Source organism: Peptoniphilus asaccharolyticus DSM 20463 (genome assembly GCF_900176115.1).
Lineage (GTDB): Bacteria > Bacillota > Clostridia > Tissierellales > Peptoniphilaceae > Peptoniphilus > Peptoniphilus asaccharolyticus.
This window is the reverse complement of record NZ_FWWR01000017.1, coordinates 230,387-247,774: the sequence shown is the minus strand read 5'-3', so window position 1 is coordinate 247,774 and position 17,388 is coordinate 230,387. Positions and strand designations below refer to the sequence as shown.

The following is a 17,388-nucleotide window of genomic DNA, read 5'->3' as shown; positions in this document are numbered from 1 at the left end:
CCTATTTAGTTAGGTATTTCTTCCGCCCATATTTCTTCGATCACTGGTACCATTGCAGCTGGTAACTCAGGTTGTCTCTTTGAAATAAGTTCATCTTGGGCTATTGTTGCAACACCTAGTTTCACACCTGCTATTGCTGTTTTTTCTTCTTCTGAAAGTTTTGAGTTGTCTATTACTGGCAGATCTCCCCAAACTTCAGGTTTATATTTTTCCATTTGAGATTCAAAATTTAATATCTCATTTATAACTACCATTGCCCCTTCTTTGTTAGGTGCGTTCTTTGCTATAGCTAGGAAATGGGTGTTGCCTATTGTGCCTTTATCAAATACTGATGTTCTAGTTGACTGTGCAAATACTCCCTTATCAACCATATTAGAAGCAAAGTTTGTATTGTAGCTTACATCAAAATAAACTGTTCCATCTGCAAACATATTATCTAATTGAGTTGAATCTGCAGGGTATGTTTTTCCTTCTTGCCATAAATAAGGCTTTAATTCTTTTAGATATTCAAGAGCTGGCTTCATAGCTTCTCTTACAGCCTCTTTATCCTTAGGATCTATATCCTTTAATTTTTCATATCCAACTTTTTCATATACAATATTTCTAACGAACGCTGAACCTGTAAAATCTGGTGGTGCTGGATAAGTCAACTTACCTGGATTTGCCTTAGCAGCTTCTAAAAATTCATCCGCACTTGTAATTGGACTTAATTTATCCGAATTGTAAATCATTACTACTTGCGCCTTGCCATAAGGAGCTTCAAAACCTTTAGTCTCATATCCAAAGTCATACTTAATATCTTCGGATTCTGTATCTACATACTTTTCAAAGTTTGGAAGTTTATTTACAAATGGTCCAAAGAGCAAATTACCCTCCATTGCTGTATAGAAGTTCTCACCATTAATCCATATGACATCGATATTTCCCTTTTCTTCATTTGCTTGAACACTGTTTTGAAGATTATTAAGTATTTCATCGATATTCATACCTGTTCTCTTAAGTGTTATGTTATATTCTGATTTCAATTTATCAGCTAAATAGTGGTCTATCCAATCATTGGTTTGGTCTGAACCACCCCAACCATAGAACGTAACCTCTGTGCCCTTAGACTTTTCTAAGTAGTCTTCAAAGTTTAAGCTCAACACTTCATCTTTTTTTACATCTTCTGCTTTTTTCTCTTCTTTTGCCGTACAAGCTACCAAAGATAATACAAAAGCAAAAATCAAACAGACTTTTAAAAACTTTTTCATACATCCTCCTATTTAATAAAAATATTTCCTATCATTTAGTTTATCATAACTATACTTTTAAATGAATTACAAATATTTGGACATAAAAATAAGTGTAACAATTATAGAGGCTCTATGTCAAATATTGGGGAGACTCGTTAACTCGAGTCTCTTTCTTTATGTAAAAATGGGCACATAGACGCTAATAAAGATATCAAAACTAAAATAGCAAAAAACAACTAAAAATAAGCATAGCAAATAAAACCCCTAGGGGTTTTGCAAATTTTCCCGTTTTCCTAATCTCTACTTACATGAAAACATAATTCTTTTTCTAAACAAGTCAAAATTTCTAATACCAAAACAATTTCTTTTTAATGTTTTTATCTTTGTATGAGTTCCTTCAAGAGGTCCATTTGACCAAGAGTAATCAAATGAATTACATATTTCTTCAAACCAGTTATTAAAAGAAGTGATACAAGATTTAAATTCTTTTAATTTTGATTCATCTGCTCTTTTTATCCATTCTCTTAAAGCTTTTTTAGCTCTAGTTTTGTTTGGCTGACTAAGTACATACTGGTACCCACAGGGCACACAGTAGAACAATTCTTTTAACTTGTATGCTTCTTTTAATTCCTTGTTAAGTTCAATCATAAGTGATACTTCATTAGCTTGTTCTGAAGTTAGCTTAGAGGCAGGTTTTGTAATTAAACTCTTACTTCTTTTAAAATATTTCCTAAGCTTTGATGATACATCCTTTTGTATTCTCTTTCTAACATTTTCTAATGCCCAGGATACTTGTCTTATGAAGTGGTACCTATCTATGATATGTATTGCGTTTTTAAAGAATGATTTCTTAACTGATTTAAATGTTTTAGACATATCACTTACAAAAAATTTTACTTCGTTTCTTTCTTTGTTTGGTATCTTTTCAAAGTACCCATACAATGTATTCTTATCTCTTGATGGTAAGATATCTATGATAGAGTGTTTAGATCCATCAAGAAGAGAAGTCTGATACTTAATATTTCCACTATCACCTTTAAATTCGTCTATACATAATACTTCTGATAGCCTATCTCTAGAAGCACTTAAACAATTTAAAATTCTTAATACTGTGTTTGATGAAACATTATACCTATTAGCAATAGAAGATATAGAATAAAGCTCATCAAACTCAGAAACAATAGCAAAAACAAGTCTATTGGTCATAGTATGACCTTTGGCAATAAAATCAAGATTCCTCTCAAAACGAGAACCACAAGACTTACAATCATATCTAGTTTTCTTTAAGAAAATCAAAGATTTCTTACCTCGGATGTGAGTATCCCTAATCTTTTGAATTCTATGATCATGAACCCAAATCTTTTTAGAACCACAATGAGGACAAATAGACATCTTAGAAACAGAAGCGTGAACATTAACAAAATTATTACTCTCATCAACACTATACAAAAACTACATCTTTAAAACCAAACAAATTCATGATATTATTATTTTGCACTTATATGCACCTCCAAGCTTTGTTGTTGGTTACTTAAAGTTTAGGACTAAAAGCGTATAAGTGCAATTTTTTTGCAGACGAATTGTCAAATCAAATGCAACACCTATGGTAAGAGACCAAAAAGTTCTTCTTTAGGTGTTTTATATTTTATACATTTTCTAGGTCTATTATTCATTAAACTTAAGTTATAATTTAATTCATCAATATTCACTTCTGATAAATCCATACCCTTAGGATAAAACTCCCTCAAAAGTCCGTTACTATTTTCATTTGTACCTTTTTGCCATGCACAATAGGGATCACAAAAATAAGTTTTGCATCCTAATTCTTTTTCTATTTTCTCAAATTCTGAAAATTCTTTACCTCTATCAAAGGTTATTGTTTTTACTAATTCTTTTGGATAATCTTTTAATGCATTTATTATTGCTGGTGTTACGCTTTCCGACTTTCTATTTTCAACTAGGATTGCTATATAATATCTAGATTTTCTTTCTGCTAAAGTTACGAAACAACATCTACTTTTCCTTTTATGATCTAATCTGCCTGATTCCACTGTATCTGCTTCCCAGTGGCCTAATTCTTGCCTTCTGTATATCTCTTTAGGTCTTTTCTTAATTGTTCTACCTTTATCATTGAATTTTCCTCTTTTTTCTGCTGGCCTTTTAAATTTAGCTTTTCTTCTCAAATTTTTCATACTAGTTTTTGGCAGCTTTTTGGCGTGTATCATTCTATATATCGTTGATGTAGATGGTAATTCATGAATCTCATTTGTGTTTCTATTTGATATTTGTTCAGGGGACCAATGTTCGTTAATCTTTACAGTTAAATAATCAATAACATCTTTAGAAAATTTACTTTTTCTATGGCAGTCTTTTCTTCTATCAATATATTTATCATTTGCCTTTATCGGAAAGTACTTAGTGTAACTTCCCCTACTAACTTTTATCTTAGATGAATTTCTTTTAATTTCTCTAGATATTGTACTAGGTGACCTTTTAAGTGCTTGTGCAATTTTCCTTATACTCATTCCTAAATTTAAAAATTGGTAAATACAAGATCTTTCTTCTATGGTAAGATGGTTATAGCTCATAGTTAATCACTCCTTTTAATATGTTTTGTTTGGTCACTTACATATTAACACAGCTGATTAGCTATGAGTTTATTTATGTTGCACTTGTTATGATAAATTATCCATTAAAAAAGAGCCTCTATGGGCTCTTATTTATACTAATTGAATTATAGCCTTTTCTGCGCCATCCCCAAGACGGTTACCAAGCTTTAATATTCTAGTGTATCCACCATTTCTTTCTGAATAGTTTGGAGCTATTTCAGTAAATAATTTAGTAACTACATCTTCATCATATATATAAGCTAAAGCTTGTCTTCTTGCGTGAAGATCTCCTCTTTTTCCAAGAGTGATCATTTTTTCAGCCATTCTCTTAGTTTCTTTAGCTCTTGTAACTGTAGTAGTTATTTGTCCTTCTCTTAAAAGTGAAGTTACAAGATTTCTAAGCATAGCTTTTCTATGTGCAGTTGGGCGACCAAGTTTTCTTAACTTTGCCATGTGTCCCTCCTCTTTATTCGTCTTCTTGTCTCAAACCAAGTCCGAGTTCATTTAACTTATTAATAACTTCTTCTAAAGATTTTCTTCCTAAATTTCTAACCTTCATCATTTCATCTTCAGTTTTAGAAGCAAGTTCTTCAACTGTGTTGATGTTGGCTCTCTTTAGACAATTGAAACTTCTAACAGATAAATCCATTTCTTCAACTGTCATCTCTAGAACTTTTTCTTTATCATCTTCAGGTTTTTCAACCATGATGTTGACCTGATCCACATGGTCAGTTAAACCAATAAACAAATCTAAGTGTTCTGTTAGGATTTTTGCAGCAAGAGATGTTGCTTCATCAGCTTTCATAGATCCATCTGTTGTAACTTCAAGAATTAGTTTATCAAAGTCAGTTCTTTGTCCAACTCTTGTGTTTTCAACTTTCCAATTAACTTTCTTAATTGGAGTATAGTTTGAATCTATTGCTATGACGCCTATTTCAGAAATTTCTTCTTTCTTTAATTCAGCTGGTTCATAGCCACGTCCCTTTTCTACAGTCAATTCCATATAGACATCCGCATCTTCATTAAGTGTAGCAATGTGGTGATCAGGATTTACTATCTCCACTTCTGGTCCTACTTGAATATCAGATGCAGTAATTACCCCTTCGCCCTTCTTTTCAATAATAAGCTTAACAGGTAGCTCTTCATCCATTCTTAGAACTAATCCCTTAATGTTTAATATGATTTGCGGTACATCTTCAAGAACTCCCGGAATTGTATCAAATTCATGCTCAACACCTCTGATGTTGATAAATGAAACTGCAGCACCGGGTAGTGATGAAAGAAGAACCCTTCTAAGAGAGTTCCCTATGGTAATTCCATAGCCACTTTCAAGTGGTTCTACTATAAACTTACCATATTCACCGCTATCACTAATTTCTTCTATCTCAATGCTCGGTTTTTCTATTTCTATCATGGGTCCTCCTCTTTGTGCCTACAGGAGTGCGTTAAACTCTCCTACGTTTAGGTGGTCTACAACCATTGTGTGGAATTGGTGTTACATCTTTGATCATTGTTACTTCTAATCCTGAAGCTTGTAATGATCTGATTGCAGCTTCTCTTCCTGAACCCGGTCCCTTAACATAAACCTCTACTTGTTTTAGTCCATGTTCTTTAGCTTTGTTTGCAGCTTCTTGTGCAGCTTCTTGTGCTGCAAAAGGAGTTGATTTTCTTGATCCTCTAAAACCAAGTTGTCCAGCACTTGCCCAAGATATTACGTTTCCTGACATATCAGTAAGGGTAACCATGGTATTATTGAATGTTGAAGCTATGTGAGCTTGACCTTTTTCAATGTTTTTACGTTCTCTTCTTCTTACACGAGTCGCTTTTTGTTGTTTTTTAGCCATTTTACCCCTCCTTTACTTCTTTTTAGAAACTAATTTCTTAGGACCTTTTCTTGTCCTAGCATTAGTTTTAGTTTTTTGACCTCTTACTGGAAGGCCTTTTTTATGTCTCATACCTCTGTAGCAGTTGATATCTCTAAGTCTCTTGATGTTCATTTGAACTTCACGACGTAGATCTCCTTCTACTTGGTAATTAGCTATTTCTTCTCTTATACGAGCTACTTCCGCTTCAGATAAGTCCTTAACCCTTGTATCAAAATTTACATCGGCTTTAGTTAAAATCTCTTGAGATCTCTTTCTTCCGATTCCATAGATATAGGTAAGACCTATTTCAACACGCTTTTCTCTGGGTAAATCAATACCAGCGATTCTTGCCATAAGTTCCCCCTTAACCTTGTCTTTGCTTGTGCTTAGGATTTTCGCAAATGACCATTACACGGCCTTTTCTCTTAATTATCTTACATTTTTCGCACATCTTTTTTACAGATGGTCTAACTTTCATTCTGTATTCCTCCTAGTTCATGTGCCCTTACGGGTATTCCTTTCGGATATAGGATTATTTCTTTCTCCAGGTAATTCTACCCCTAGTCAAATCGTATGGGGAAAGTTCAACAGTTACCTTATCACCTGGAAGTATTCTTATATAGTTCATTCTCAATTTGCCTGAGATATGAGCTAAAATAACGTGTCCATTTTCCAACTCAACTTTAAAATGAGTGTTTGGAAGAGCATCAACTACTATTCCTTCAACTTCAATTACATCTTCTTTGGCCACTCTAAGGCTCCTTTCTCTTAGATATATTGCTTTAGCAACTTTCTTATGTGAGCATCTAAGATTTGAGGATGAATCTCTTCTATAGCATTATACACCATTAAGTGCTTCATCTTCTTTTTCTTAGGCTTTTCAAGCGTTCTTCTCTTGCCATCTACAATCTCAACATATTCGTTGTCTAAAACTTTATAGACTAAAAATATTCCCCCTGCATCACGCCCGGTTTTCGATTTGACAACTTGACCAATTTTTATATTATTTGTTAACTCCATTAGTCATTTTCTAACCCATTTACTACTGCTTTAAATACTTCACCTATTTCTTGCTCTCCATCAACATTTAATAATAATGATTGAGCTTTGTAATAGTCAATAAGCGGTGTTGTTTGGTCTAAATAAACCTTAATTCTCGTGCTTACTGTTTCTTCCGTATCGTCTGCTCTTTGAATTAGAGGTGTACTGTCCTTGTCACAAACTCCTTCAACTATTGGAGGATTAAACTTAACGTGATAAGTTGCACCGCAAGTTTTACAGATTCTTCTGCCAACTGCTCTTTCAACTAATATCTTAGGGTCTACTTCAATGTTTACAACACGATCAAGTTTAGTTCCCATTCTATCAAGCATAGCATCTAAGCTAACTGCTTGTTGTACTGTACGAGGGAATCCATCTAATAGGAAACCATCTTTACAGTCTTCACGTTGTAGTCTATCTTCTACTATTTCAATTACTACTTCATCTGGTACTAAAAGTCCTTTGTCCATGTAACCTTTAGCTTTTTTACCAAGTTCTGTTTCATTTTTTATATTTTCTCTAAAAATGTCTCCAGTTGATATATGAGGAATGTTATATTTCTCTATAATTGACTCTGCTTGAGTACCTTTACCAGCCCCTGGAGGTCCTAGTATAACGAGCTTCATATTCTCCTCCTATTTCTTTAAGAAACCTTTATAGTGTCTCATTAATAGTTGTTGTTCTAGAGTTCTTGTAGTTTCAAGGATTACACCTACTACGATTATCATACTTGTACCACCAAATGCAAATGGAAGTCCACTGATTTTATTAAGTAGTATTGGAAGTATTGCTAATATCGCAAGTGCTATAGCTCCTGGAAATACTAATCTGTTAACTGTTCTTTGTAAATATTCGCTTGTTGGTTTACCAGATCTTATTCCTGGTACGAAACCACCATTTTGTTGCATTTGCTTTGAATACTCTACAGTATTAAATTGAATTGATGTATAGAAATAAGTGAAGAATACTATTAAAAGTACTGTGAATACAATGTAAAGTATAGTTCCTACTGCACCTTGTGTTGTGAAATACTTTAATATAAAGTTCTTTGTTGACTCATTTCTTGTGAACATTGCAATTGTAGCTGGTATTGCTACGATTGAACTTGAGAAAATCATTGGCATTACACCAGTCATAAGTACCTTAATAGGTATATGAGTTGATTGTCCACCATACATCTTTCTGCCTACAACTCTTTTTGCATATTGCACTGGAATTCTTCTTTCACCTTCGTTAAGTGTAACTACAAAGAAGATTATTCCGATTACAATCAATAAGAATAGAACAAGGAATATAGGATTTGCTCTACCTGCTTTTACTAAAGCTATTGATTGTGCTATATCTTTAGGGAATCTTGTAACGATACCCGCAAATATTATTATTGAAATACCATTTCCGATTCCGTGTTCTGTAATTTGTTCTCCAATCCAGATTAGAAACGCTGTACCTGCTACTATGGATAAAACAACTACTGATTTTTCCATAAAGTTTGTTGCCATTACAGCTTTTCCAAAGAAACCGAAAGAATATCCTAAAGCTTGTACTAAAGCTATAACTATAGCTAAATATCTAGTGTATTTTGCTATTGTCTTTCTTCCTGTTTCTCCTTCTTTAGCAAGTGCTTCTAATGAAGGAATTGCTATTGTCAAAAGTTGCAATACAATTGATGCAGTAATATAAGGATATATATTAGCTGCAAATATTGTATAGTTACTTAAACTACCACCGCTCATCAAGTCGATTAGAGCAAATACTGATTGATTTGCTCCGTTAAATAATTTTTGAACGACTTGAGCATTCATATACGGAACCGGTATGTGTGAACCAAGTCTGTATACCAATAGCATTAAAAGAGTGAAAATCATCTTTTTACGCAAATTGGGTATCTTCCAAGCATTTCTAAATGTAGAAATCATTAGATCACCTCGGCCTTTCCTCCCGCAGCCTCAATTTTTTCTGCCGCAGACTTTGAGATGTGTTGAGCTTTTACAGTAAGCTTAACATTGATTTCTCCGTTGCCTAGTATTCTAACTCCGTCTTTAGCTTTTCTTGCTTTAACAAGACCTTGTTCTATTAAAAGTTCAGGTGTAACTTCTGTTCCTTCTTCAAATACGTTAAGAGCTTCAAGATTTACTATAGCCCACTCTTTTGCGAAGTTATTAGTGAAACCTCTCTTAGGTAGACGTCTGAATAGAGGCATTTGACCCCCTTCAAATCCAGGTCTTACTCCTCCACCGCTTCTAGCGTTTTGCCCTTTGTGTCCTCTTCCGGCAGTTTTTCCTGTACCTGATCCGATACCTCTACCAAGTCTCTTTTTGGCTCTTACACCGCCGCCTTCTGCAGGTCTTAAGTCATGTAATTTCACGTCTTACACCTCCTTATTCTTCGATTTCAAGCATGTATGCTACTTGCTTTATCATACCTCTGATTTGAGGATTATCTTCTTTTTCAAGTACTTGTCCTAATTTCTTGAATCCAAGTGCTTTAACTGTTTTCTTATGAGTCTTTTGTCTACCGATAGGGCTCTTTACTAATTTAATTTTCATAGTCTTCTACCCCCTTATCCTAAAATCTCATCTACAGACTTATTTCTAAGTCTTGCTACGCTTTCTGCACTCTTAAGTTCTGAAAGTGCTTTAACTGTAGCGTTAACAACATTTCTCGGATTTGAAGTTCCCAAGTTGTGAGTACGTATATCAGTTATACCTGCTAATTCGCATACCGCACGAACAGGACCACCTGCTATAACTCCGGTACCTTCACTAGCTGGTTTTAAAAATACTTTACCCGCTCCAAAAATTCCTGTGATTTGGTGAGGGATACTTGTTCCTAGTAAGTTTACTTTTATTAAGTGCTTTTTAGCATCTTGTGTTGCTTTTCTAATTGCTTCTGGTACTTCAAGTGCTTTACCAGTTCCAATACCTACGTGACCATTTCTGTCACCTACAACAACAAGTGCAGAGAATCTGAAGTTCTTACCGCCCTTTACAACTTTAGCAACTCTGTTTATTGCTACTACTTTGTCTTCAAGGTCTAGTTCTCTAGCGTCGATTAATGAACGTTCCATATTTCCCTCCCCTGTTAAAATTTTAGTCCGGCTTCTCTTGCTGCTTCTGCAAGAGCTTTTACTTTTCCGTGATATAGGTATCCACTTCTATCAAATACAACTTCAGAAATGCCGGCTTCTAAAGCTTTCTTTGCTACAGTTTCTCCAATTACCTTTGCTGCTTCAATGTTTTTAGTGTTTTCAAGTCCTAATGACTTATCTAAAGTTGAAGCACTTACAAGTGTGTTTCCGTTTACATCATCTATAATTTGTGCATAAATGTGTGCACTTGATCTGAAAACAGAAAGTCTTGGACGTGACTCGGTACCGGAGATGTGATTTCTAATTCTTTTGTGTCTCTTTATTCTATTCGCATTTTTATCGATTTTTTTAAACACTGTTTACCTCCTACTTACCTGTCTTTCCAACTTTACGTCTTACGTATTCATCAACATATCTGATACCTTTTCCTTTGTATGGTTCAGGTTGTCTGTATTTTCTAATTAAAGCTGCATATTGGCCAACTTGTTGTTTATCAATACCTGATACGATGATTTTAGTTGGAGCTGGTACTTCTGTTTCGATTCCTGCTGGATCTTCAAGCTCTAATGGGTGTGAAAAACCTAAGTTTAGGGCTAATTTCTTACCGTTTTTAGCTGCTCTGTATCCTGTACCAATTATTTCTAATTCTTTTTTGTAACCTTCAGTAACTCCCACAACCATGTTTTGAATTAAAGTTCTTACAAGGCCATGTAATGACTTATGTTTTTTGCTATCGGATGGTCTTTCTACAATAAGACTTCCATCTTGTAAGCTTATTTTCATGGAGCTATCAAAAGTTTGAGATAATTCTCCTTTTGGACCCTTTACTGTTACTGTATTTCCGTCGAACTTTACGTCAACGCCACTTGGGATCTCAATAGGTTTTTTTCCAATTCTTGACATATGTCCTCCTTACCAAACGTAGCAAATAACTTCTCCGCCTACGTTGTTTTGTCTCGCTTCTTTATCTGTTAACATTCCCTTAGAAGTTGAGATAATTGCGATTCCAAGACCCCCTAAAACTTTTGGCACGTCTTGACTCCCAACGTACACTCTAAGTCCCGGCTTTGAAATTCTCTTAATACCACTAATTACTTTTTCATTGTTTTCACCATATTTTAAATCTATTCTAATAACACCTTGTTTGTCATCATCAATTACTTCAAAATTCTTGATGTAACCTTCTTTTAATAAGATGTTTGATATTTCTTTTTTAATGTTTGAAGCAGGTATATCTACAGACTTATGTCTTGCGCTATTACCATTTCTTATTCTGGTGAGCATATCTGCGATTGGATCTGTCATCATGTGCTTTCGCCTCCCTTCTTAGGTTTACCAGCTGGCTTTTCTTACTCCGGGGATTTGTCCTTTGTAAGCCAATTCTCTAAAACAAATTCTACAAATACCGTATTTCTTAAGTACGGAATGCGGTCTACCACAAATACTACATCTTGTATATTCACGACTGCTGAACTTTTGTTTTCTTTTTTGTTTAGCAACCATTGATTTCTTTGCCACAGTTACCTCCTACTATTTTGTAAATGGCATTCCCATTTTTTCTAGGAAAGCTTTAGCTTCTTCGTCTGTGTTAGCAGATGTTACTATGATAATATCCATACCTCTTATAGCATCAACTTTATCATATTCAATTTCAGGGAATATAAGTTGTTCTTTAAGGCCTAGAGCATAGTTTCCTCTTCCATCAAATGCTGTTGGCTTAATTCCTCTGAAGTCTCTAACTCTTGGAAGTGCAACGTTCATTAATTTATCTAAGAAGTCATACATCTTTTGACCTCTAAGTGTTACTTTACATCCTATTTTATGACCTTCACGAAGTTTGAAGTTCGCGATACTCTTCTTTGCATAAGTTACAACAGGCTTTTGTCCTGAAATAAGAGTTAAATCATTTATAGCTGATTCAAGAAGTTTTGGATTGTCTTTAGCTTCTCCAAGTCCGATGTTAATTACAACTTTTTCAAGCTTAGGTACTTCCATTACGTTCTTATAACCAAACTTTTCAAGTAGATAGTTTACTACTTCATTATTATATTTTTCTTGTAGTCTTGAAGTCATATTCTACCTCCTTACTTAATAGTTTTTCCGTTAGATTTTGCATATCTAACTTTCTTGCCGTCTTCAATTCTGTAACCAATCTTTGAAACTTTTCCGTCTACAAAGTATTGTACATTTGAAACATGAATTGGAGCTTCTTGCTTTTCAATACCGCCCGCTTGTTGTGGTCCTCTAGGTTTTAAATGTTTAGTTACTACATTTACCTTTTCTACTACAACTCTATCTTCTTTTGGGAAAGTTTTAAGTACTTTACCGGTAGCTCCTTTGTCTTTTCCGGCAATTACTTTAACTGTATCACCTTTTTTAATACGCATTTCTACCTCCCGATTATAGTACTTCCGGTGCTAAAGAGATAATCTTCATGAAGTTTTCGCCTCTAAGTTCTCTTGTAACCGGTCCGAAGATACGAGTTCCTACTGGACTCTTATCATCCTTTATTATTACTGCTGCATTGTCGTCAAATTTTATATATGATCCGTCTGCACGGCTAATTCCTTTGCTTGTTCTTACGATTACTGCTTTAACTACAGAACCTTTTTTAACAACACCGCCCGGTGTTGCACTTTTAACAGAACATACTACAACATCACCAATGTTTGCGATTCTTCTGTTTGTACCACCTAGGACTTTAATGACAAGTAGTTCTTTAGCTCCGGAATTGTCAGCAACACGTAGTCTAGTTTCTTGTTGTATCATTGATCTCTCCTTACTTATTGAGCTTTCTCAATAATATTTACAAGTCTCCATCTCTTGTCTTTAGATAGTGGTCTTGTTTCCATAATTCTTACTTTATCGCCGATTCCACATTCATTTTTTTCGTCATGCGCTTTGAATTTAGTGGTTTTCTTGAATCTTTTCTTATAGATTGGGTGAACCTTGAAAGTTTCCACCGCTACTACTATTGTTTTATCCATTTTATCGGAGACAACTGTTCCTGTGATTTGTTTTCTATGATTTCTTTCCATGGATTATGCCTCCTTTCCAACTTCTAATTCACGTTCTTTAAGAATGGTCTTAACTCTGGCAATATCTTTCTTTACTGCTTTGATGCTTGCAGGATTTTCAAGTTGTCCTGTTGCAAGTCTGAATCTCAAGTTGAAGAGTTCATTCTTAAGTTCGTTTGCTCTTTTATTTAGTTCTTCACTTGACATTTGGCGAATTTCTTTAGCCTTCATTAGATTCACCATCCTTTTCTTTCATAACGAATCTTGTTTTAATTGGAAGTTTCATAGCTGCAAGTCTCATAGCTTCACGAGCTACTTCTTCGCTTACTCCACTCATTTCAAACATGATACGTCCTGGTTTTACAACTGCTACCCAATATGAAGGAGCCCCTTTACCAGAACCCATACGAGTTTCAGCTGGTTTTTCAGTTACTGACTTATCAGGGAATATCTTAATCCAGATATTACCGCCTCTTTTGATATATCTTGTCATAGCACGACGTGCCGATTCTATTTGATTTGAAGTAATCCATGCAGGTTCAAGTGCTTGAAGACCATATTCTCCGTAAGTAAGGGTGTTTCCACGAAGTGCCTTACCCTTCATTCTACCTCTATGAACTCTACGATACTTCACTCTTTTAGGCATTAACATACTGTTTTCCTCCTTTTAAAAAGCTCAGTTTGATCTTTCTTTAGAACCTCTTTGGTTATTACGATCGTTTCTAAAGTTTCTCTTTCTGTTGTTCTTGTTATCTCTATCTCTTTGATCTTTGTTTTTAGGTCTTCTTTTTCTGTTGTCATCGTTAACTCTGTTTCCTGACACTCCTGGAAGAACTTCTCCCTTATAAATCCATACCTTTACACCGATCTTACCATAAGTTGTATCAGCTTCAGCAAATCCGTAATCAATATCAGCTCTTAGTGTTTGTAGAGGTATAGTTCCTTCTGAATATCCTTCAGTTCTTGCCATATCTGCTCCACCTAAACGACCTGAAACAGCTGTTTTGATACCTTGTGCTCCTGATCTCATACTTCTTTGAATAGCTTGTTTCATTGCTCTTCTGAAAGAAACTCTTCTTTCAAGTGATTCAGCAATTGATTCAGCAACAAGTATTGCATCTAAATCTTGGTTTTTAATTTCTTCTATATTAATTACTACGCTTTTACCTGTTAATTTTTCAAGTTCAGCTCTAAGTTCTTCAACGCCTACTCCGCCACGTCCAATTACCATACCTGGTTTAGCAGTAGATATTGAAACCTTAACTTTGTTTGCAGCTCTTTCGATTTCTATTTTAGAAATACCAGCTGTATAAAGTTTTTTCTTTACATATTTACGAATTTCGTTGTCTTCAACTAATAGTCCTGCAAAATTCTTCTTGTTTGCATACCATTTTGAATCCCAATCTTTGATTATGCCGACACGAAGTCCATGTGGGTTAACCTTTTGGCCCATTAATACCCTCCTTATTCCATTTCTGCTACTACAACGCCGATGTGACTTGATCTCTTAAGTATTGGATAAGCCATCCCTTTAGCCTTAGGGCGAAATCTCTTCATTGTAGGACCATCATTAGCAAATGCATTCTTAACGTATAAATTTTCTCTATCTATATTTAAATTATTTTCAGCATTAGCTACAGCAGAATGAAGCACTTTATAAAGTTCTTTAGCTCCTCTTTTTGGAGTAAACTTTAACATTGAAAGGGCTTCGTCGACTTGCTTTCCACGAATTTCAGCACAGATGTAGTTTACTTTGAGCGGTGAAATTCTTACATATTTTGCAATTGCTCTTGCTTCCATCTTATCCCCTCTCTTACTTCCTTGTAGTCTTTTCGTTCTTAGCAACATGTCCTCTATAAGTTCTTGTTGGAACGAATTCACCAAGTTTGTGACCAACCATATCTTCAGTTATAAAAATTGGCACATGCTTTCTGCCGTCATGAACTGCAATAGTATGTCCTACCATTTCAGGGAATATAGTTGAACGGCGAGACCATGTTTTTATAACTTTCTTTTGATTTGATTCATTTAATTCATCTATCTTCTTTAGCAAATGTTCATCTGCAAAAGGTCCTTTTTTAAGTGATCTACTCATTCTATACCTCCCGCTTACTTAGTTCTTCTTCTTACGATATACATATCGCTCTTCTTGTTTTTCTTTCTTGTCTTAAGACCAAGAGCTGGTTTACCCCAAGGAGTCATTGGTGAAGGTCTACCTACTGGAGCTCTACCTTCCCCACCACCATGAGGGTGATCAACAGGGTTCATTACAGTTCCTCTTACATGAGGTCTCTTTCCAAGATATCTGCTCTTTCCAGCCTTACCTAGAGTGATAAGTTCGTGAGAAGCATTACCTACAGAACCAATTGTAGCTTTACAGTTTAAGAACACTCTTCTAAACTCTCCTGATGGAAGTCTAAGTTGAGCAAATCTTCCTTCCTTAGCCATTAATTGAGCTTCTGTACCAGCACTTCTTGCAAGTTGTCCACCTTTACCCGGTGTCATTTCAATATTGTGAACTGTTGTACCAACAGGAATGTCTTTAAGTTCAAGAGCATTACCTACTTTGATATCAGCATTTGAACCTGATTCAACAGTATCTCCAACTTTTAATCCTTCTGGAGCGATGATATATCTCTTTTCTCCATCAGCATAATTTAAAAGTGCTATATATGAAGTTCTGTTTGGATCGTATTCTATTGTTGCAACCTTAGCAGGTACTCCATCTTTATTTCTTTTAAAATCTATAATTCTGTATCTTCTTTTAACTCCGCCGCCTCTGTGACGTGAAGTGATTCTACCTTGAGCATTTCTACCGCCTGAACTCTTTAAGCTTACTGTTAAGCTCTTTTCAGGAGTGGTTTTTGTTATTTCTTCAAAAGTAGAAACAGTCATCTGTCTACGCGCAGGAGAGGTTGGTTTATATCCTTTTATAGCCATTGTCTACCTCCTTATTCCATTCCATCAAAGAATTCAATTGATTTAGAATCCTCTGTAAGTTGAACTATTGCTTTTTTCCAGTTAGGACGTCTACCTTGATGAGCACCTTGTCTCTTAAGCTTTCCTGCCATGTTCATAGTTCTTACAGTCTTAACCTTTACGCCAAAAACAGTTTCAACTGCTGCTCTTATTTCAGTTTTAGTTGCATGTTTATCAACTTCGAAAGTGTATTTACCATTTTCGATAAGGTCCATACTCTTTTCGCTTACTATTGGTTTTTTAATAATGTCATAGTAATTCATTAGTTAAATACCTCCTCAACCACTTTAAGTGCATCTTGAGTGATTACTAATGAGTTGTATTTTAATAAGTCATATACATTGATGTTACGAGCTTCTGAAGTTTGAACTCCCGCTATGTTAGCTCCAGCTCTTACAACATCTTTATCATTCTCAGCAGTTACCACTAATGCTTTTCTGTCAGCACCTATTGTGTTTAACATTTTTTGGAAGTTCTTTGTCTTAACTTCATCAAATTTGATGTTATCAAGTACAATTATTTCTCCATCTCTTAGTTTAGAAGTTAACACACTCTTAAGAGCAAGTCTTCTAACTTTCTTAGGAGTTGTGTAAGAGAAATCTCTTGGCTTTGGTGCAAATACAACTCCACCGCCTCTAAATTGAGGAGATCTTATACTACCTTGACGAGCACGTCCTGTACCCTTTTGTCTCCAAGGTTTTCTACCGCCACCACGCACTTCTGAACGAGTTTTAGCACTCTTTGTTCCTTGTCTTCTATTAGCTAAAATGTTTTTTACTACTAGATAGACAGCGTGTTCATTTACTTCTATATCAAAAATTTCTTCGTTTAATTCAACTTCAGAAATATTTTCACCGTTCATATTAATAACTTGAACTTTAGGCATTTAAAACCCTCCTTTCACTTACTTATGGTTCTTTACAGTTTGTCTAACTGTTACAAGACCCTTTTTATTTCCTGGAACAGCTCCTTTTACAAGAATTAGGTTCTTATCCGCATCAATTCTAACAACTTCAAGGTTTTGAACAGTAACTCTGTCATTACCCATCTTTCCAGCCATTCTATGACCTTTGAATACTTTTCCAGGATAAGAAGCAGCTCCCATACCACCAGGCATTCTGTGGAACTTAGAACCGTGAGTTTCTCTACCACGAGCGAAACCGTGTCTCTTAATAACACCTTGAGTTCCCTTACCTTTTGAAGTTCCAGTTACGTCAACACATTCGCCAACTTGGAAGATGTCAACTTTAATTTCGTCGCCTACATTGTAAGCTTCTACTTCTTCAGTTCTGAATTCTTTAAGGAATTTTTTGTAAGCAACAGACGCTTTATCAAAGTGTCCTTTCATTGGTTTGTTTACTCTTCTTTCCTTAACTTCACCAACAGCTATTTGAATAGCGTTGTATCCGTCAACCTCTACAGTCTTCTTTTGAACAACAACATTTGGTTCAACTTGAATAACTGTAACCGGTGTAACAACTCCACCTTCATCGAAGATTTGAGTCATCCCGATTTTTTTACCCATTAATAATTTCAATGTCTACCTCCTAAATTTAC

The 17,388-nt window shown here is 35.1% G+C and carries 32 protein-coding genes; all 32 read right to left on the bottom strand.

Annotated features, from left to right (window positions below):
- Positions 1 to 5 precede the first annotated feature (5 nt).
- Entirely contained in the window at positions 6 to 1,250 is a 1,245-nt protein-coding gene (locus tag B8869_RS11175) for an ABC transporter substrate-binding protein (RefSeq protein WP_084231673.1), read from the bottom strand.
- 282 nt (positions 1,251 to 1,532) lie between these two features.
- Positions 1,533 to 2,681, bottom strand: a complete 1,149-nt coding sequence (locus B8869_RS11170) for an ISL3 family transposase (RefSeq protein WP_084231672.1) — start codon at positions 2,679 to 2,681, stop codon at positions 1,533 to 1,535.
- Between the two features lie 152 nt (positions 2,682 to 2,833).
- Complete coding sequence (locus B8869_RS11165; RefSeq protein ID WP_084229742.1) at positions 2,834 to 3,820, bottom strand: IS30 family transposase; 987 nt, start codon at positions 3,818 to 3,820, stop codon at positions 2,834 to 2,836.
- A 132-nt stretch (positions 3,821 to 3,952) separates the two neighbouring features.
- A complete protein-coding gene (gene rplQ / locus B8869_RS11160) occupies positions 3,953 to 4,294 on the bottom strand; it encodes a 50S ribosomal protein L17 (RefSeq protein ID WP_004820380.1) in 342 nt (113 codons plus the stop codon).
- A gap of 13 nt (positions 4,295 to 4,307) precedes the next feature.
- Complete coding sequence (locus tag B8869_RS11155) at positions 4,308 to 5,255, bottom strand: DNA-directed RNA polymerase subunit alpha (RefSeq protein ID WP_084231671.1); 948 nt, start codon at positions 5,253 to 5,255, stop codon at positions 4,308 to 4,310.
- A 31-nt stretch (positions 5,256 to 5,286) separates the two neighbouring features.
- Positions 5,287 to 5,685, bottom strand: a complete 399-nt coding sequence (gene rpsK / locus B8869_RS11150; protein ID WP_084231670.1) for a 30S ribosomal protein S11 — start codon at positions 5,683 to 5,685, stop codon at positions 5,287 to 5,289.
- Positions 5,686 to 5,697: 12 nt separating this feature from the next.
- Positions 5,698 to 6,060, bottom strand: a complete 363-nt coding sequence (gene rpsM / locus B8869_RS11145) for a 30S ribosomal protein S13 (RefSeq protein WP_084231669.1) — start codon at positions 6,058 to 6,060, stop codon at positions 5,698 to 5,700.
- Between the two features lie 10 nt (positions 6,061 to 6,070).
- Entirely contained in the window at positions 6,071 to 6,184 is a 114-nt protein-coding gene (gene rpmJ / locus B8869_RS11140) for a 50S ribosomal protein L36 (protein ID WP_004820371.1), read from the bottom strand.
- 54 nt (positions 6,185 to 6,238) lie between these two features.
- Complete coding sequence (gene infA, locus B8869_RS11135; RefSeq protein ID WP_004820369.1) at positions 6,239 to 6,457, bottom strand: translation initiation factor IF-1; 219 nt, start codon at positions 6,455 to 6,457, stop codon at positions 6,239 to 6,241.
- A 17-nt stretch (positions 6,458 to 6,474) separates the two neighbouring features.
- On the bottom strand, positions 6,475 to 6,726 hold the full coding sequence (locus B8869_RS11130) for a KOW domain-containing RNA-binding protein (protein WP_084231668.1): 252 nt from the start codon (positions 6,724 to 6,726) through the stop codon (positions 6,475 to 6,477).
- Positions 6,726 to 7,373, bottom strand: a complete 648-nt coding sequence (locus tag B8869_RS11125) for an adenylate kinase (protein WP_084231667.1) — start codon at positions 7,371 to 7,373, stop codon at positions 6,726 to 6,728. Before B8869_RS11125 ends, B8869_RS11130 begins: the two co-directional genes overlap by 1 nt.
- A gap of 9 nt (positions 7,374 to 7,382) precedes the next feature.
- Positions 7,383 to 8,663, bottom strand: a complete 1,281-nt coding sequence (gene secY, locus B8869_RS11120) for a preprotein translocase subunit SecY (protein WP_084231666.1) — start codon at positions 8,661 to 8,663, stop codon at positions 7,383 to 7,385.
- Entirely contained in the window at positions 8,663 to 9,112 is a 450-nt protein-coding gene (gene rplO, locus B8869_RS11115) for a 50S ribosomal protein L15 (RefSeq protein WP_084231665.1), read from the bottom strand. The genes secY and rplO overlap by 1 nt, the downstream gene beginning before the upstream one ends.
- Before the next feature lie 13 nt (positions 9,113 to 9,125).
- Positions 9,126 to 9,293 carry a 50S ribosomal protein L30 gene (rpmD, locus tag B8869_RS11110; protein ID WP_004820360.1) on the bottom strand — a complete coding sequence of 56 codons (168 nt, stop codon included), beginning with the start codon at positions 9,291 to 9,293 and terminating at the stop codon, positions 9,126 to 9,128.
- Between the two features lie 14 nt (positions 9,294 to 9,307).
- Complete coding sequence (gene rpsE / locus B8869_RS11105) at positions 9,308 to 9,814, bottom strand: 30S ribosomal protein S5 (protein ID WP_004820358.1); 507 nt, start codon at positions 9,812 to 9,814, stop codon at positions 9,308 to 9,310.
- A 14-nt stretch (positions 9,815 to 9,828) separates the two neighbouring features.
- The gene (gene rplR / locus B8869_RS11100) at positions 9,829 to 10,191 is read right to left on the bottom strand and encodes a 50S ribosomal protein L18 (RefSeq protein ID WP_084231664.1); all 363 of its coding nucleotides are present in this window, start codon (positions 10,189 to 10,191) and stop codon (positions 9,829 to 9,831) included.
- Between the two features lie 10 nt (positions 10,192 to 10,201).
- Entirely contained in the window at positions 10,202 to 10,738 is a 537-nt protein-coding gene (rplF, locus tag B8869_RS11095) for a 50S ribosomal protein L6 (RefSeq protein WP_084231663.1), read from the bottom strand.
- A gap of 9 nt (positions 10,739 to 10,747) precedes the next feature.
- On the bottom strand, positions 10,748 to 11,143 hold the full coding sequence (gene rpsH / locus B8869_RS11090) for a 30S ribosomal protein S8 (RefSeq protein ID WP_084231662.1): 396 nt from the start codon (positions 11,141 to 11,143) through the stop codon (positions 10,748 to 10,750).
- Between the two features lie 24 nt (positions 11,144 to 11,167).
- Positions 11,168 to 11,353 (bottom strand): type Z 30S ribosomal protein S14, encoded by a 186-nt coding sequence (locus B8869_RS11085; RefSeq protein ID WP_084231661.1) that lies wholly within the window; start codon positions 11,351 to 11,353, stop codon positions 11,168 to 11,170.
- A gap of 12 nt (positions 11,354 to 11,365) precedes the next feature.
- Positions 11,366 to 11,908, bottom strand: a complete 543-nt coding sequence (gene rplE, locus B8869_RS11080; protein ID WP_084231660.1) for a 50S ribosomal protein L5 — start codon at positions 11,906 to 11,908, stop codon at positions 11,366 to 11,368.
- Between the two features lie 11 nt (positions 11,909 to 11,919).
- Positions 11,920 to 12,222 carry a 50S ribosomal protein L24 gene (rplX, locus tag B8869_RS11075; RefSeq protein ID WP_004820345.1) on the bottom strand — a complete coding sequence of 101 codons (303 nt, stop codon included), beginning with the start codon at positions 12,220 to 12,222 and terminating at the stop codon, positions 11,920 to 11,922.
- A 13-nt stretch (positions 12,223 to 12,235) separates the two neighbouring features.
- A complete protein-coding gene (gene rplN, locus B8869_RS11070) occupies positions 12,236 to 12,604 on the bottom strand; it encodes a 50S ribosomal protein L14 (RefSeq protein ID WP_084231659.1) in 369 nt (122 codons plus the stop codon).
- A 14-nt stretch (positions 12,605 to 12,618) separates the two neighbouring features.
- Positions 12,619 to 12,873 (bottom strand): 30S ribosomal protein S17, encoded by a 255-nt coding sequence (gene rpsQ, locus B8869_RS11065; RefSeq protein WP_004820342.1) that lies wholly within the window; start codon positions 12,871 to 12,873, stop codon positions 12,619 to 12,621.
- 3 nt (positions 12,874 to 12,876) lie between these two features.
- The gene (gene rpmC, locus B8869_RS11060; RefSeq protein ID WP_084231658.1) at positions 12,877 to 13,083 is read right to left on the bottom strand and encodes a 50S ribosomal protein L29; all 207 of its coding nucleotides are present in this window, start codon (positions 13,081 to 13,083) and stop codon (positions 12,877 to 12,879) included.
- On the bottom strand, positions 13,073 to 13,504 hold the full coding sequence (gene rplP / locus B8869_RS11055) for a 50S ribosomal protein L16 (protein WP_004820338.1): 432 nt from the start codon (positions 13,502 to 13,504) through the stop codon (positions 13,073 to 13,075). Before rplP ends, rpmC begins: the two co-directional genes overlap by 11 nt.
- A 24-nt stretch (positions 13,505 to 13,528) precedes the next feature.
- Positions 13,529 to 14,305, bottom strand: a complete 777-nt coding sequence (gene rpsC / locus B8869_RS11050; protein WP_084231657.1) for a 30S ribosomal protein S3 — start codon at positions 14,303 to 14,305, stop codon at positions 13,529 to 13,531.
- A gap of 11 nt (positions 14,306 to 14,316) precedes the next feature.
- Positions 14,317 to 14,652 (bottom strand): 50S ribosomal protein L22, encoded by a 336-nt coding sequence (gene rplV, locus B8869_RS11045; protein ID WP_040552264.1) that lies wholly within the window; start codon positions 14,650 to 14,652, stop codon positions 14,317 to 14,319.
- Positions 14,653 to 14,665: 13 nt separating this feature from the next.
- On the bottom strand, positions 14,666 to 14,947 hold the full coding sequence (rpsS, locus tag B8869_RS11040) for a 30S ribosomal protein S19 (RefSeq protein ID WP_084231656.1): 282 nt from the start codon (positions 14,945 to 14,947) through the stop codon (positions 14,666 to 14,668).
- A 14-nt stretch (positions 14,948 to 14,961) separates the two neighbouring features.
- Positions 14,962 to 15,792, bottom strand: coding sequence for a 50S ribosomal protein L2 (gene rplB / locus B8869_RS11035; protein ID WP_084231655.1), 831 nt, complete (start codon positions 15,790 to 15,792; stop codon positions 14,962 to 14,964).
- 11 nt (positions 15,793 to 15,803) lie between these two features.
- A complete protein-coding gene (gene rplW, locus B8869_RS11030; RefSeq protein ID WP_084231654.1) occupies positions 15,804 to 16,094 on the bottom strand; it encodes a 50S ribosomal protein L23 in 291 nt (96 codons plus the stop codon).
- A complete protein-coding gene (gene rplD, locus B8869_RS11025; protein ID WP_084231653.1) occupies positions 16,094 to 16,717 on the bottom strand; it encodes a 50S ribosomal protein L4 in 624 nt (207 codons plus the stop codon). Before rplD ends, rplW begins: the two co-directional genes overlap by 1 nt.
- Before the next feature lie 18 nt (positions 16,718 to 16,735).
- The gene (gene rplC, locus B8869_RS11020; RefSeq protein WP_084231652.1) at positions 16,736 to 17,368 is read right to left on the bottom strand and encodes a 50S ribosomal protein L3; all 633 of its coding nucleotides are present in this window, start codon (positions 17,366 to 17,368) and stop codon (positions 16,736 to 16,738) included.
- Between the last annotated feature and the right edge of the window lie 20 nt (positions 17,369 to 17,388).